At 29.2% G+C, this 15,346-nt stretch carries 13 protein-coding genes; 1 reads left to right on the forward strand and 12 read right to left on the reverse strand.

The window, feature by feature from the left end; all coding sequences use genetic code 11:
- Positions 1-336 precede the first annotated feature (336 nt).
- The 4 genes from lepA to gpr all read right to left on the reverse strand — a co-directional run bounded on the left by lepA (position 337) and on the right by gpr (position 4,781).
- Positions 337-2,145 (reverse strand): translation elongation factor 4, encoded by a 1,809-nt coding sequence (gene lepA / locus BSD9I1_RS13705; protein ID WP_035308418.1) that lies wholly within the window; start codon positions 2,143-2,145, stop codon positions 337-339.
- Positions 2,146-2,207: 62 nt separating this feature from the next.
- Positions 2,208-2,579, reverse strand: a complete 372-nt coding sequence (locus tag BSD9I1_RS13710) for a hypothetical protein (RefSeq protein ID WP_186430824.1) — start codon at positions 2,577-2,579, stop codon at positions 2,208-2,210.
- Positions 2,580-2,642: 63 nt separating this feature from the next.
- The gene (locus BSD9I1_RS13715; RefSeq protein ID WP_186430825.1) at positions 2,643-3,743 is read right to left on the reverse strand and encodes a stage II sporulation protein P; all 1,101 of its coding nucleotides are present in this window, start codon (positions 3,741-3,743) and stop codon (positions 2,643-2,645) included.
- Between the two features lie 63 nt (positions 3,744-3,806).
- On the reverse strand, positions 3,807-4,781 hold the full coding sequence (gene gpr / locus BSD9I1_RS13720; protein ID WP_035308415.1) for a GPR endopeptidase: 975 nt from the start codon (positions 4,779-4,781) through the stop codon (positions 3,807-3,809).
- A gap of 202 nt (positions 4,782-4,983) precedes the next feature.
- Here gpr and rpsT point away from each other — a divergent pair, with 202 nt between their 5' ends.
- Entirely contained in the window at positions 4,984-5,250 is a 267-nt protein-coding gene (rpsT, locus tag BSD9I1_RS13725; protein ID WP_186430826.1) for a 30S ribosomal protein S20, read from the forward strand.
- 31 nt (positions 5,251-5,281) lie between these two features.
- Here rpsT and holA read toward each other — a convergent pair whose 3' ends face one another.
- The 8 genes from holA to BSD9I1_RS13765 all read right to left on the reverse strand — a co-directional run bounded on the left by holA (position 5,282) and on the right by BSD9I1_RS13765 (position 15,211).
- On the reverse strand, positions 5,282-6,310 hold the full coding sequence (gene holA, locus BSD9I1_RS13730) for a DNA polymerase III subunit delta (protein ID WP_186430827.1): 1,029 nt from the start codon (positions 6,308-6,310) through the stop codon (positions 5,282-5,284).
- Positions 6,307-8,016: a ComEC/Rec2 family competence protein gene (locus tag BSD9I1_RS13735; RefSeq protein ID WP_186430828.1), complete on the reverse strand. Its 1,710-nt coding sequence runs from the start codon at positions 8,014-8,016 to the stop codon at positions 6,307-6,309. The genes holA and BSD9I1_RS13735 overlap by 4 nt, the downstream gene beginning before the upstream one ends.
- Before the next feature lie 62 nt (positions 8,017-8,078).
- Complete coding sequence (locus BSD9I1_RS13740) at positions 8,079-8,360, reverse strand: hypothetical protein (protein WP_035308407.1); 282 nt, start codon at positions 8,358-8,360, stop codon at positions 8,079-8,081.
- A 63-nt stretch (positions 8,361-8,423) separates the two neighbouring features.
- Positions 8,424-10,931: a cation-transporting P-type ATPase gene (locus tag BSD9I1_RS13745; RefSeq protein ID WP_186430829.1), complete on the reverse strand. Its 2,508-nt coding sequence runs from the start codon at positions 10,929-10,931 to the stop codon at positions 8,424-8,426.
- 137 nt (positions 10,932-11,068) lie between these two features.
- Positions 11,069-11,350, reverse strand: a complete 282-nt coding sequence (locus BSD9I1_RS13750) for a DUF503 domain-containing protein (protein ID WP_035308405.1) — start codon at positions 11,348-11,350, stop codon at positions 11,069-11,071.
- Positions 11,351-11,507: 157 nt separating this feature from the next.
- A complete protein-coding gene (glgA, locus tag BSD9I1_RS13755; RefSeq protein ID WP_186430830.1) occupies positions 11,508-12,947 on the reverse strand; it encodes a glycogen synthase GlgA in 1,440 nt (479 codons plus the stop codon).
- A 13-nt stretch (positions 12,948-12,960) separates the two neighbouring features.
- Positions 12,961-14,070, reverse strand: a complete 1,110-nt coding sequence (gene glgD, locus BSD9I1_RS13760; RefSeq protein ID WP_035308401.1) for a glucose-1-phosphate adenylyltransferase subunit GlgD — start codon at positions 14,068-14,070, stop codon at positions 12,961-12,963.
- 22 nt (positions 14,071-14,092) lie between these two features.
- Positions 14,093-15,211 (reverse strand): glucose-1-phosphate adenylyltransferase, encoded by a 1,119-nt coding sequence (locus BSD9I1_RS13765; protein WP_035308398.1) that lies wholly within the window; start codon positions 15,209-15,211, stop codon positions 14,093-14,095.
- Positions 15,212-15,346: the final 135 nt, after the last annotated feature.

Raw genomic sequence — 15,346 nt, forward strand, 5'->3', positions numbered from 1 at the left:
GCTATCGCCCTAAAAGACTTTTATGTGATAAATCCTAAAATATTTTAGAAACTCAGTTAGCTGAATTTCTTCCTTTAGCAGGTGTAAGTGATATTTTTAATGTTGAACATATAGTATCAGATTTACATCGTAGAAAGCATTGAATGAGCTTTAGAGCGGCTTTATTTATAAATTTAAAATACCGTATAGAGCCTCCTACTGTCTGAGCGACAGCGAGTTTAAGAGGCTTAGGTATTTTAAATTTATAAATATTAGCCGCTCTTAGCGAAATGAACGCTTTCCTAGATGCAAATCCCATACGGTAGGTTCAACATTATCTTAAAATGTCATAATTTTCTATTCTTCAGTTTTTAAAATAGACATGAAGGCTTCTTGAGGAACTTCAACACTTCCTACTTGTCTCATTCTCTTTTTACCTTCTTTTTGCTTCTCTAAAAGCTTTTTCTTTCTGGAAATATCTCCACCATAACATTTAGCAAGCACGTCTTTTCTTAATGCTTTAACAGTTTCTCTTGCAAGTACCTTAGAGCCTACCGCTGCTTGTATTGGAATCTCAAACATTTGTCTTGGTATAATTTCCTTTAATTTTTCAGCTATACCTCTTCCTCTTGCATACGCTCTCTCTTGAGGTACTATCATTGATAACGCATCAACTATATCGCCATTTAAAAGTATATCAAGTTTAACAAGTTCTGTTCTTTGATATCCTTTGATTTCATAATCTAAGGAAGCATATCCTCTACTTCTTGATTTTAAAGCATCAAAGAAATCATATATTATTTCATTTAAAGGAATGTCGTAATTTAAAACTACTCTTGTAGTTTCAAGGTATTGCATATCCTTAAATGTTCCTCTTCTTGTTTGAGATAAATCCATAATTGCGCCTACATATTCAGAAGGCGTTATTATAGATGCCTTAACCACAGGTTCTTCCATATAATCTATTTCTGTTGCATCAGGTAAGTTAGTAGGATTAGTTATTTCTAACTCCGTCCCATCTGTTTTTATTATTTTATATACAACAGATGGTGCAGTGGTTATAATATCTAAGTTAAATTCTCTTTCTATTCTTTCTTGTATAATATCCATATGAAGTAATCCCAAGAATCCACATCTAAATCCAAATCCTAGTGCAATGGATGTTTCAGGTTCAAAGGATAATGCTGCATCATTAATTTGAAGTTTTTCCAAAGCTTCCTTTAACTCATCATATTTAGCTCCATCCACAGGATATATACCACTAAATACCATAGGAATGGCAGGCCTGTATCCTTGCATTGCTTCCTTAGTTGGATTGCTTGCTAACGTAATTGTATCACCTACACGTGCATCTCTAACATTTTTTATAGAAGCTGTAAAGTATCCAACATCCCCTGCTCCAAGTTCCTCCATCTTCATATACTGAGGTACAAATACTCCTACCTCTGTTACATCATACACTTTACCTGTAGCCATAAACTTTATCTTAGTTCCGGCCTTTATGTTTCCATCCTTTAATCTTATATGACATACTACTCCCTTATAAGTATCATAATAGGAGTCAAATATAAGTGCCTTTAACGGAGCATCTTCATCGCCTTCAGGTGCAGGTACCTTTTCTACAACTGCTTCCAATACGTCTTGTATATTTAACCCTGTCTTAGCGGATACTAGAGGCGCATCATGGGCATCCAATCCTATTACATCTTCTATTTCTTTTTTAATTTCATCTGGCCTTGCACTTGGAAGATCTATTTTATTTATCACTGGCACTATTTCCAAGTTATTATCTAAAGCAAGATAGCAATTTGCTAAAGTTTGTGCTTGTATCCCTTGAGTAGCATCTACTATAAGAATTGCTCCTTCACAGGCTGCCAGGCTTCTAGATACCTCATAGTTAAAATCCACATGTCCTGGAGTATCTATTAAGTTAAGTATGTATTCTTCTCCATTTTCTCTTTTATATACAAGTCTTGCAGCTTGAGATTTTATTGTAATCCCTCTTTCTTTCTCAAGTTCCATTGTATCTAATGTTTGCTCATCCATTTCTCTTTCCGTAAGAGTTCCTGTCTTTTCTAGTAATCTATCTGCAAGAGTTGATTTACCATGATCTATATGTGCTACTATAGAAAAATTTCTAATATGCTTTTGTCTTTCACTTTGCATCAATGTACCCTCCAATGTAGAATAATTCACTGTAAATTATAGCACAACCAAAAGGGGGACTGTCAATAATTATGTTGAATTAAAGGTTTTATAACAATAATATTAAGTATTGGGATGCTTTTTAAAACTTCTATTAAGCTGCCTTTAATTAAATTTGAAGCATCCTCTAATTTACTTTCAACATAACTTATCTTATCATTTAAGCCATTATATAAGTTATATGTACTTAATTTTATATTTTCACTAGCTTTTTCATTTACATAAAACACATATTTCTTTGTTTCTACTTTAAAATCAAAAGGTTTGGCTGTAAAATAGATTTTGAACGGAGAATTATTTTTTATAAACTTAGGCGTATTATTTGATACAACTATAAAACCTAAAAATATTATAAATATAGCCATTAAAATTATAACTATATATCTTTTTTTCATAATAAAAAAACACCCCTATACTATATTTCATTATATAAGGATGTCCTTTTATATGTCTTTTATTCACTTTTTACCATTAATATGTTCTGCAATAATTCTTCCAAGATATTTAGTGGAATCTTTAGCCTCTTCAATACTGTTTACATATGAGCCCATTTCTATAAGCACTGCATTATCACTCTTATTTTGATGAAAATATTTAGTTCCATAATTATAGTCATATATTCCTCTACAATAACCCGGAAATAAGCTATCAGATATTTTTATTAAGTTATTTACTACTGCTAAATTCTTTTTATATCTGGGACTTTTCTTAGCCATAACAAACATTATCTTAGTTACGTCCTCTCCATTCATCCTTGTAGTAACAGCCTTCTTATTTTCTACTGAGTCTCTATGTAAATCTATTATAAGCTTAAAGTCTCCATATTTCTTTAAATATTTATCTACAGTAGGTCCCGACCTAGCATAACTTTCAGTATATGATGCTGCATTATGAACAGTTTTATCATGAATAACAGATATACCGTAATTTTCTTCTAATTCCTTAGCTAATGCATCACCTGCTGCACATATATTTTTATCTGATTGAAGACTATCCTTTCCAATTCCAGCAAAACTCTCGGTTGTGTGAGTGTGATAAATTAACACTTCTGGCTTTGCTTTATTTAAAGTCTTTTTAAGCTTAGGATTATATACTCCTACAGTTTTATCAGGCAAGTCCAATTTTTGTTCTTGCTCAATAGATATATCTTTTTCACTTAACTTAAATGGATTAAATATTACACTTTTCTCATGATTTTCTCCTTCTTCGCCTTCTTGATACATAGAAGGAATTTCTCTAAGAACTAAGGCTAAAGGATTATTTAAATCTATATTAAATACACTAAGTACTTCTTTTTTTATAGAAAATCCCCCTTCAGCTAAATCCTCTTCATTAAAAATTGAAGTCTTAACTATTGGCATAGCATTATTAAGTACTTGTATATAAAAAGTATTTTGCCTTGAAGTTTCTCCCCCTGAGGTTGCTTTTACTGCAAAAGGAAGTATTAAAATAACACTTGCTATAAAAGAAATGATCGCAAATATAAGTTTTAAATTTTGATGATTATTTGCCTTATAGTAACTTGGAGTGTTTTTCTCTTTTGGCTCTTTAATATCCATAGCCCTCACCTCTTATGTAAAATTATATACTATATATATGAGGTAAGGGCTGGTTTTAGACTATTAATTTATATATTGATTTATTTCTTTTAATTCAAGAGCTGGTTGAAGAGCTATATTTATTCCTGCTGATAATACCTTTGATACCGAATCTATTACCATATCTACATCCTTAGGAGTTACAACCAAGCTTCCAACATAAGGTCTCAAAAGTTCCTGTATCATTCTCTCTTTTTCAGTTCTGTCTATAGATTTTAACATACTATAAAACTTCCCGCCTTGAGTTGCTCCACGTATCATTTCATCTAATACCATATCTATACTATCATTTGCAATGGTTGCTGCATCCACCACAGTAGGCACGCCTATAGCTATAACAGGTATTCCTAATGCTCTTTCACTTATTTCCATTCTCTTATTTCCTATACCAGATCCTGGTGAAATCCCTGTATTCCCTATTTGTATAGTTCTATTTACTCTTTCAAGTCTTCTTGAAGCCAATGCATCTATACATATTATTAAATTAGGTTTTATTTTCTGTGATACAGCTTTTATTATTTCACCTGTTTCCATTCCAGTAAGCCCTAACACACCTGGAGCTAATGCACATACTGGTCTTATCCCTTCATCTATTTGGTCTGGAATTAACTGTTTCAAGTGTCTCGTAACCATAATTTTCTCTACAACCCTAGGTCCCAATGCATCTGGTGTAATGTTCCAATTTCCAAGTCCTACTACCATGGCTGTCATACTTTCATCTAGTTTTACCAAACCTGACAGTACTTTTGCAAAAATCTTGCTTATTTCTTCTAATCCCTCTTGATCATAAGTTGTGACTTCTGGTATTTCTAAGGTTATATACTTCCCCTTAGGCTTATTCATGATCTTTTCTCCTACATCATCTAAGATACTTACTTCTGTAACCTTTATATCTTTTTCAACATAATCTTTTACCTCAACACCTGGAATTTTCCCTTTATTTTGTTCTTCATATATCTCCTTTGCTTCTACCGCCAAGTCCGTTCTTATATTTAGCATAGCATTTCTTCCTTTCTATACCTAATATTTTTAATCCTATTATTCCCTTGCGTGTATCTCATATTCATAAATAAAAGTTAAATTATACTTGAAGTACACAAAAATAAATGCTATAATAGCATTTGTTAATAAAGTGAAACTCATACGCAGATTTCCCCAAAAACTGCTGAGACCCTATTAAAATACAAGGGGGTGAAAAGAAATGGCAAATATAAAATCAGCACAAAAAAGAATAAAAGTTATCGAAAAGAAAACTATGCAAAATAGAATGGTTAAGTCCGCTCTAAAAACTACAATAAAGAAGTTTTTAGTTGCTGTTACTGCTGGAAACGCTGATGAAGCAAAAGTAGAATTCAAAGCTACAACTAAAGCTTTAGATATGGCTGCTAGTAAAGGTGTTTTACATAAAAACAAAGCTGCTAGAGCTAAATCAAGATTAGCTGCAAAATTAAATGCTTTAAATGCATAATAAAAAAACCGGTGAATTTCACCGGTTTATTTTATTTTAAGGTTATAGTGTTTATTATAAGTAATTCTAATTCCGTTCTTTTATCTACTGTAGAACTTTTAAGTAACTGCTCAGAATTTAAGCATATTTTAATAGCTTCTTTTAATTGCCTTGCCGTAAATTTTTTGCTTTGTAAAACTAACTTATCTACAATAAAAGGCGGCAGTTTTAATTCTGTGCCTAGTGTAGCTCTACTCTTTCCATTATCAATACTGTGCTTTATTTTATATAAAAGCTTAAGTTGTCTTTCAATCATATATAATATGTAAATTTCCTCCTGCCCCTTAAACATAAGCTCGTTTACTACATCTATGGTTTCTTTTAATTTTTTATCCCCCATATAGTCAACTAAATCAAATATATCATTCTCCCTTTTCTTAGGGTATAATTGCAAAATATCATCTTTTGTTATTTCCCTATCCATAGCATAACAACATAACTTTTCTATTTCATTTTCCACTATTCCTAAATCGCTAGGAAGATTTGAACAAAAAAGCTTTAACTCTGTATTACCTATATTCCTACCTCTTTTTTCAAAAAATTCCTTTACCTTTGATTCTAAGTTTTTTCCATAAATCTTATCCATTTTAACTACACATGAAATTTTATCTAGTTTATTTAGTTTCTTACTCGGCTTTTCTCTTTTATCCTTAAACACATAATAAAGAATTAATATGCAAGAACTAGGTACGTTCTTTATATATGCCTCAAAATTATTATATATGGCTTTTTTAGCAGTATCCTCACCATCTTCAAGAAAACTCGCTCTATATACTAATACAACTTTTTTATCACTCATGAATGGCAATGTTTCTGATGCATTTATAACTACATCAAGACTTTCCAACTTGTTTCCATCAAACTTAACATAATTTAAGTCTATAAAATTTTCATCTATGTTTTTACTTACTATTCGATTTATTTTTTCTTTGATAAGCTCTTCATCATATCCACAAAATATATAACAATTGTGAAATTTATCTTTTTTTATTTGATCATCTAATTTAGATATATCTATCAAATTTTATCCCACCTCCAATTAATAGGTCTTCCAAAAAATATTTTATAAGAAGATACCTTTATTACATCTTCATCTATTATATCATAGTGATAATAAATATTTTTCTCACCATGTTTATTACTCTGATTTTTAAGTTTTATTATATTGTCCTTAATACTGTTACTTATTTTTAAATCCTTTAATTTATAAGATACGGGCATATCCTTATACGTACAACTTACTATATTGTGTACATTATAATATTCTTCAAGCCTAATTGCATATTTCCCTTCAGTTATAGGATATGAAATTGCCATGGTAGAATTAAATTTATCCTGAACTATTATTGCTTCTATGTCCTTAAACTTTATAATATTTATTTCAGGGAACAATGTAAAATAACTAAAAATTAAACTTATAACTATAAACATTGGAATAAATTCGAATTTCTTATATCCATACTTTATCATTACAAAGCTTAAATATATTATAAAAAAACATATAGCTTCTCTTTGTCCAAAATTTGTAGTTAGAGATGTTCCATTTAGAAGTAAATAGTACCCCCCTTCTAGAGCTATACAAATTATTTTTATACCGTAACAAATAAGCTTAAATACATTAGGTATCCATAAAAACAAAATACTCAAGTTCCCAAGTATAACCAATATAGAATATATAGGTATGAGAAATATATTTCCTGCAATAAAGCTCCAGTTAAAGGTTCCCATACTAAGGCCAAGATAAGGCAATGTAAATATTTGTGCACTTAAAGTTAAACTTAAAGGACTTCTTAAGATATCTGGAAGCCTATAGAGGGCTCTTTGGATATTAGAATAGTACAGAATGATTCCAAGTGTTGCTAGGAAAGATAGGCAAAATCCCATATCCATAAAATAGTAAGGTTTAGCAAATAGCAACAGCATAAATGCAAAACTTAATGAGCAAATTCCATTATAATTTTTATGTATCTTTTTAGATAATTTTAAAATTAAGATCATTATAAATGCTCTAAATGCCGAGGACTTGCTTCCTGAAAATAGTACATATAATAAAGATATAAGAACTCCTAAATAAGTACCTGCTATCCCTTCCACTGCTTTATATATTATAGATATATGAAGTCCTGAAACACTTACTGCATGCACAACCCCTAACTTTTTAAATATTAATTTTTGCTCCTCTGAAAGAAGACTTGTATCTCCAAAACTTAATGATCTAGTAAGCGCTGCTTCATTTTCTGTTAAAAACACAGCTAAGGACTTGTTAGTATACTCCTTTAACTTATAAGATAAAGATTTTAAATCTTCTCCACTAGTCTCATGGCTTTTTATATCATAAATTCCTATAATACCCCTTTCATATATATTCTGCTTTTTAAAGCTTCCAGTAATAAAAGTCTTATAGCCAACTTTCAAATCTTTAATTTCTCCCTCAATCAAAATATTTCTTCCACTTACAGAACCTAAGGCAGTATCTTCCTTAACTTCTAAAATTCTTACTTCCGTATTATTTGCAAGTGAAAAGTCAAAGTAAAATTTAAAGCTTAAAAAGCCACACATGAAAAAAGCTATATTTAAACAAAAAAACTTTTTAGGCATTGTAAAATACATTACCACTAAAAAGCACATGATACAAATTGCGGCATAAAGCATATTAAAATTGATTAAATATGCTGTAAAACATCCAATTAATAGCGCCATGGAGTAGTATATAATTAAATATTCCATAACAAAAATACACCTCCACATTAAATTTTAGCCATCAATATGGAGGTTTAATCATTTTATCATTATTCTTTATTCTTGTTTTCTCTTTTATTTTTCATATCCTTCATTGTATTACTAGCTCGTCTACCATTAGAGTATAATCCAGTAGCGCTGGTTCCCATTAGTATTCCTTGAAGTATATTTTCTCTTATATCTCTACATTCTAAAAAAAACATACCAAATAATATTCCAAGTACTAAGCATGCAAAGGGAGCATATCTAGGCTTTAACCCTAAACTTTTAAGCACATCTACTAAAAAAGTTATTATTGGGATAAGAGCAACCCCTTTATAACTAAACTCCATACATTTCCCTCCCATATAATGAATTATTATATTTTTATAATTCATTATATGAGTTAAAGTATATTATGAGCTAACCATAGTAATCAGATTATGGTAATATTTTATTCCTATATATAACATTTGTAGTATTAAATTTAAAATAAATATATTTCTACAAATACTATTTTTAAATGGATTAAATTTAAAGAATTTTAATGAATAAACTGCAAATATTATATTGTTCACTAAATTCACTGCCAACATCATATACTGGAAATCTTGTCTTAGTAATATGTAAATAATTCCACCTAACAATGCATTTATAAATATTCCTCTTATAAAGAAATTAACTTTATTGTCTTTTAAAATGTTTTTATCCAAGAGATTTCCATAATAAATATCTTCTTCATTAAGAAAATCTAAAAATATACAAAGTCCACCTATAGATATGGTTAAGAAACTTGTCCAAAATATATCTATCAAATTAATTCCTATACTGTAGTTGAGCAAATCCAACAAAATAATACTTAGTACATTACAAGTATATATAGTAAATATATATTCTATTGTACTATTTATTTTATTTATCATTTTACGACAACTTTTAATTGTATTCAAAAGAGTTTCTAATGATATTTTTTCTCCTGACATATCACATATGTTCTTTAGTATATTACTTTTCCCATAAGAATAAGATACATTGGTAAGCATTAAGTATGGAAGATCTGAAACTTTGCTTCCTTCCATAAATATTAAATTATTTTCTTTAAAGTGCTCTGCTATTTTTAATTTATGTTTTACACCTATCCTTGAAAATACATTTATTTTACTCAATATTCTTTTAAGCTCTTCTAAAGTTATATTATCAAGTTCTGCTCCTGTTAATGACTTTTTAATATTGTTTATAATTCCTATTTTTTTGCCAAATGCCTCTGCAGTTAATTTATTTTCTTCCGTAATTAAAATTGGTCTTATATTTAATAGGTTAAATTCTCTTAAAACTTCCTCTATATTTTCCTTAGGTGGATTTAAGAATCCTATAATGCCTACGAACACAAGATTACTTTCTATATTTTCCTTAAGGCTCGGTTCATAGTTGAAATTTCTATAGGCAAATGCCGTAACTGCAAGACCTTGAGTAGACATAAGTCTATGCATATTTTTTATATTACGTATCTCCTCATCAGTTACTTCTCTTTCTATGCCATTTTTTAATATATGTGTACATGTGGATAAAATAGAATTAACTGACCCTTTAACATGAGCTCTATAATTCCCATCTATGTAATTTATAGTAGTCATCATTCTTCTTTCTTTATCATATGGAATTTTATACAACCTTTTATATTTATCCTCTAGAATATATTTCTTTATACCAAACTGAAGAGAAAATCTCACAAGTTCAATTTCTGATAAATCCATCTTTTCATTTACATAATTATCATCTATAAATTTAGTATCATTACACAATATTCCAATATGTAATAGTCTTTTAATCATATGACTTTCATCTTTATCATAATAGTTATTTATGTCTTTATGATGTATTAAAGTGTTGTTTGTATAAACTTTTTCTACATTTACATACTCTTCTGAAAAGGATCCTACCTTTTCCTTCAATATCAAATTTGTCATAGAAAGCTTTTCTATAACAGATATGTCTTTTAAATTTATATTTCCCTTATTAAAATGTTCTTGAGCAAAGGAAATTATAATTATAAATATGAATATTAAACTAATTGGAATTCCTGCAAAATTTGTATTAGCAAATAAAACTAACGAGTTAGTGATAGATTTTTTTAAAAAGAGAATCCTTATTAACAAAAACATGAAATTTATGTATAAAATATATAATACAAATTGGTTAACAATCTTCTTTAAGGTATTTATAAAAGAAGCCTTATTATCTTGTGCTTTAAAACTTGCTGAAATTATTTCACTTATTTTTGTATGTATACCAGTTGAAATTACTATCCCCTTAACATAGCCATCTATAATAACAGATGATTTAAAAAGTATATTTCTCATTTCACTTAGTGGTATTTCTCTTTCTTCTATCATTGTGGAATATTTTTCTACCAAATCACCTTCTCCTGTTATTGCTCCTTCCTTCACTTTTAATGAATATGCTTCTATAATTCTAATATCTGCTGGAACTATCTCATTTTTATTTAATATTACTATATCACCATTAACTAATTCCTCTGATAAAACTATTTCTTCTTTCCCATCCCTTATTACTTTACATTTAAAAGCTTCTAGTTTTTTTAATTCTAATAATTCATTTCCTTCCCTGTACTTGATTATACTTAAAATTCCTATGCTTATGAAAAACATAATTATAAATAGAAATATTTCTATCCACTTATTAAAATATAAATATATACTCAAAGATAAAAGCATAATAATTGACCAAGGTTCAAATATTTGCTTTAATAAAATATTAAAAAAACTATTACTTTTAGGTATTTTAATTATATTCCCACCATTCTCCTTATTGATTTCCTCTACTTGAGTAATATCTAATCCTTCATCAACATCACTTTTAAGCTCTGTTACTACATCATTCCAACTTTTGTTGTACCAATTCATAACACTGTCTTTCCTCCATATAGTGGTATTATAGTGATATTATCGATAATTTATTGGAAAAATTAATAACATCCCAATTTATATTGAGATGTTTTCGTTTTAAATTTCAACTTAATTACTTTATTGTTAAATAAATTTCAAATTATCTCTATATGAAAGTCAATTAGCACTGCATCTGTATTTGATTCTATAAAATTAATTACATGTTGTATTACTTCATTTGCATGTGCAGTTGAATTACTTACACAAGAAATGCCTAAAGTAACAATTTGATGCTTATCTTGATTATCTACCTCAGCAATAGAAACATTAAACTTGTTTTGAACTCTTTTTATTAAACTTTGTACTATCATTCTCTTTTCCTTTAACGAATGAACCCAATTTGCTTGTAAGTCTACTTCTCCTATGCCTATCATCATTTATATCACCCCGCTAAGAAGTTGTGAAGCAGCCTCTTAAGTTCTAGGATACAGGTGCTAGGTACTAGGGTTATAAGGAATTTTGTTAAGACAAAATTCCTACATTTCCTATCTCCTTGCACCTAGTTCCTTATTGCTAAAAAATTACTTAGCAATTTTATTTATTCCACAAAAGATCATCATAAAGTTCTATATATTTGTACGCTGAGCTATTCCAGCTATTATCTGTCCTCATAGCATTTCTTACTATATTATTGAATACTGATCTATCTTTATAAAAATTTATAGCTCTTTCTATAGTATATAACATATCTTTTGCATTATAATTGGTAAAGGAAAACCCGTTACCTTTTCCTGTATATTCATTATATGATATCACTGTATCTCTAAGTCCTCCCGTTTCCCTTACAATAGGAAGAGTTCCATATTCCATTGCAATAAGCTGCCCTATTCCACAAGGTTCAAATAAAGAAGGCATCAAAAACAAGTCCGATCCTGCATATATCTTTTTAGATAAATCATTGCTAAAGTATATATTACAGGATATTTTAGTTGGATATTTTTCTGCATAATACTTAAACATTTTTTCATACTTATTATCACCAGTACCCAATATAACCATTTGTAGATCCAAGTTCATTATATCATCCATTACTTCTGATATTAAATCAAATCCCTTTTGATCTACAAGCCTAGATATTATACCAATCATAGGAATATCTTTGTTTACTGGTAGTCCTAACTGATGTTGAAGCATTTCTTTATTTTTCTTTTTATTTACTATACTTTCCTCACTATAATTTAAATATATATCCTTATCTTTTTTAGGATTATATATATCATAATCTATACCATTTACTATTCCACTTAACTTATAACTTACTTTCTTTAAAAGCCCATCAAGGCCTTCTCCATAAAAAGGTGTTTGTATTTCCTGTGCATAGGTTTCACTTACCGTAGTCACTCTATCTGAATATACTATGCCACCTTTCATAAAAGATATCGCATCATAGTATTTAAGCTTATTTTCTACAAAGCACTCTTCCCCAAGAGGAAGTAAATCTCCTAAAAATTCTTTAGAAAACACTCCCTGATATCTTAAATTGTGTATAGTAAGTATAGTTTGTATACTGCTGTATAACTCATCCTTGCTATAGTTTTCTTTTAAAAGCACTGGAATAATTGCAGTATGCCAATCATTATTATGAATTATATGAGGTTTAAAATCCTTCATGTACCTTATGCTTTCAATTACTGCCTTAGAAAAATAACAAAACCTTTCTCCATCGTCATCATATCCATAAGCACCTTTTCTTTTAAAATAATACTCATTATCTATAAAATAAAAAGGTATATCCTCTTCTTCTATATATTGAAGCCCTACATACTGATTTCTCCATCCTAAATTTACATTAAATTCCTTAAGGGTTACCATGTTATTTTTATAGCATTCACTTATATCACTGTACTTTGGCATGATAACCCTTACATCTATACCTAGAGCTCTTAACGCTTTAGGTAAAGCAAATGCTACATCGGCAAGCCCCCCTGTTTTTAAAAACGGATGAGCTTCTGATGTTACAAATAATACTTTCATAGTGCTACACTCCCTAGTATAAAGATCTTTTTTCTATAACTATTGGAAATTCCTTATCTCCTCTTAATTCTTTCTTCTTTTCGATTATATTATTCTTATCTATTATTACATTTTTAAGTTTTACATTTTCATGAATTTCCGCACCTTGCATGATTATGCAATTTTCAATTTGCGCCCCTTTGTGTATATTTACTCTTCTACTAATTACACTATTTTTTACTTTACCATTTATTATACATCCATTGGCTATTAATGAATTCGACACTTCTGCATTTTCACCATATTTTGTTGGCGCTTCATCCTTTACCTTTGTATATATAAGTCCATTTTCATAAAAAAGTTCTCTACTTATTTTTTCGTCCAGCATATCCATACTAGCCTTAAAATATGCATTTACTGAATTTATACATTGTAAGTAACCCTTAAATTCATATGCATCAGTGGTTATATTTTTAAGATTATTTTTTATATAATCTTTAATATTCTTAGCACAGCCTGTTTGTAGACAAGTTTGAATTATTTCAACTACAAATTCCTTTTTCATAATCATTATGCCCATAAATATATTAAGATTATCTTCTTTTCCTATATTTTTCCCTATACTTACTATCCTATTATTGTTTTCTAAATTTATAACATCTGTCCCTATAAAATTTCTTCTTCCATCCTGAACCTTTTTATACACAAATGTTACATCTTTACCTGACTCCTCGTGATGGCGTGCTGCCTTACTAAAGTCAATATTACATATCATATTAGAAGATGCTAATATTACATAATTTTGTTTACTTCTTGAAAAATACTCCATATTATTTTTCAAGGAATCTACATCTCCATCATAGGATGCAATAGGCCCAAAGTTGAATACAAACAATCCATTTATTTTTCTATCTAAATCCCAAGGTTTCCCAGAACCTAAATGATCTAAAAGTGAACGAGACTTAGTTTTTGTAAATATACCTATATTATCTATTCCTGAATTAACCATATTCGATAATATAAAATCTATAATTCTATATCTACCACCTATTGGTATGGAAGCTAATGGCCTTCCAAAAGTAAGAGGTCTTATATTATCCTCATTTTCATCTAAACTTAAAATCCCCATATAATCTTTAAGCATATCTTTCACTCCTTTAGGATAGTTATTCCTCAAAACTTATCACAGCAATTTCTTGTCCATCGCCAATATTTGAGTCATCTGAAATTTTCACATTATCTCCTATTACTGCTTTTTTAACTGTAGAGTTTTTTCCTATATGAACATTAGACATTATTACAGAATTCTCTATTCTGCTTCCCTTTTCTATATATACACCTGGAAATATTATTGAATTCATAACTTCACCATATATATAACATCCTTCTGTTATAAGTGAATTTTTTATAGAAGCCTCCGAAGAAATATATTGAGGTGGCCTTACTGGATTTACTGAATATATCTTCCATGAATTATCATATATATTAAAATCTATATCATCCTTTATTAAATCCATATTAGCTTGCCAGTAACTTTCAATAGTTCCCACATCTTTCCAGTAACCATTAAATCTATATGCACAAAGTTTTTCATTTTCACCGAGCATTTTAGGAATTATATTTTTACCAAAGTCATTTGAAGATAATTTGTCCTTTTCATCTTCTTGCAAAAATTGTTTCAATTTACTCCAATTGAATATATATATTCCCATGGACGCTAAGTTGCTTTTAGGCTCTTTAGGCTTTTCTTGAAATTCATATATATTATCATTTTCATCTGTATTCATAATTCCAAATCTACTTGCTTCCTCATATGGAACTTCTATAACTGCAATTGTTGCATCTGCTCCCTTTTCCTTGTGGAAATCCAGCATTTTAGAATAATCCATCTTATATATATGATCTCCTGACAATATAAGAGCATACTCGGGATCATATTGATCTATAAATCCTATATTTTGATAGATAGCATTTGCAGTACCTTTATACCAATCGCCACCTGTTTTAGTTTGGTAAGGTGGTAATAATACAACCCCTCCATTTGCCCTATCTAGATCCCAAGGACTTCCTATTCCTATATGAGAATTTAAAATAAGTGGTTGATATTGTGTAGGTATTCCAACTGTATAAATACCTGAATTTGAACAATTACTTAAAGTAAAATCTATTATTCTATACTTACCTCCGAAAGGAACAGCTGGTTTTGCATTTTCTTTTGTTAAATTCCCCAATCTAGTACCTTGTCCACCTGCTAATATCATTGCCACAATTTCCTTTTTACGCACCTTTATCCCCCCTGATGTTTTAATTTAACACATTTGCTTACATAATTACATAATTTAAAGAAATCTCTGATTTCATTAGAATTAGTGCATGTTAGTTTATTGAGATATTTTATCTATATATTTTATCTATATATT

This window comes from Clostridium sp. BSD9I1 (assembly GCF_900185645.1).
Classification (GTDB): domain Bacteria; phylum Bacillota; class Clostridia; order Clostridiales; family Clostridiaceae; genus Clostridium_AK.

What these genes read in the sequence shown, in the direction of transcription:
- gpr (WP_035308415.1), bottom strand. Translation starts at nt 4,781, where the DNA reads ATGCTAAATATAAGAACGGACTTGGCGGTAGAAGCAAAGGAGATATAT.
- glgD (WP_035308401.1), bottom strand. Translation starts at nt 14,070, where the DNA reads ATGCTTAAAGATTATATGGGGATTTTAAGTTTAGATGAAAATGAGGAT.
- BSD9I1_RS13710 (WP_186430824.1), bottom strand. Translation starts at nt 2,579, where the DNA reads ATGAAAAAAAGATATATAGTTATAATTTTAATGGCTATATTTATAATA.
- lepA (WP_035308418.1), bottom strand. Translation starts at nt 2,145, where the DNA reads ATGCAAAGTGAAAGACAAAAGCATATTAGAAATTTTTCTATAGTAGCA.
- BSD9I1_RS13715 (WP_186430825.1), bottom strand. Translation starts at nt 3,743, where the DNA reads ATGGATATTAAAGAGCCAAAAGAGAAAAACACTCCAAGTTACTATAAG.
- rpsT (WP_186430826.1), top strand. Translation starts at nt 4,984, where the DNA reads ATGGCAAATATAAAATCAGCACAAAAAAGAATAAAAGTTATCGAAAAG.
- BSD9I1_RS13740 (WP_035308407.1), bottom strand. Translation starts at nt 8,360, where the DNA reads ATGGAGTTTAGTTATAAAGGGGTTGCTCTTATCCCAATAATAACTTTT.
- BSD9I1_RS13745 (WP_186430829.1), bottom strand. Translation starts at nt 10,931, where the DNA reads ATGAATTGGTACAACAAAAGTTGGAATGATGTAGTAACAGAGCTTAAA.
- BSD9I1_RS13735 (WP_186430828.1), bottom strand. Translation starts at nt 8,016, where the DNA reads ATGGAATATTTAATTATATACTACTCCATGGCGCTATTAATTGGATGT.
- BSD9I1_RS13750 (WP_035308405.1), bottom strand. Translation starts at nt 11,350, where the DNA reads ATGATGATAGGCATAGGAGAAGTAGACTTACAAGCAAATTGGGTTCAT.
- glgA (WP_186430830.1), bottom strand. Translation starts at nt 12,947, where the DNA reads ATGAAAGTATTATTTGTAACATCAGAAGCTCATCCGTTTTTAAAAACA.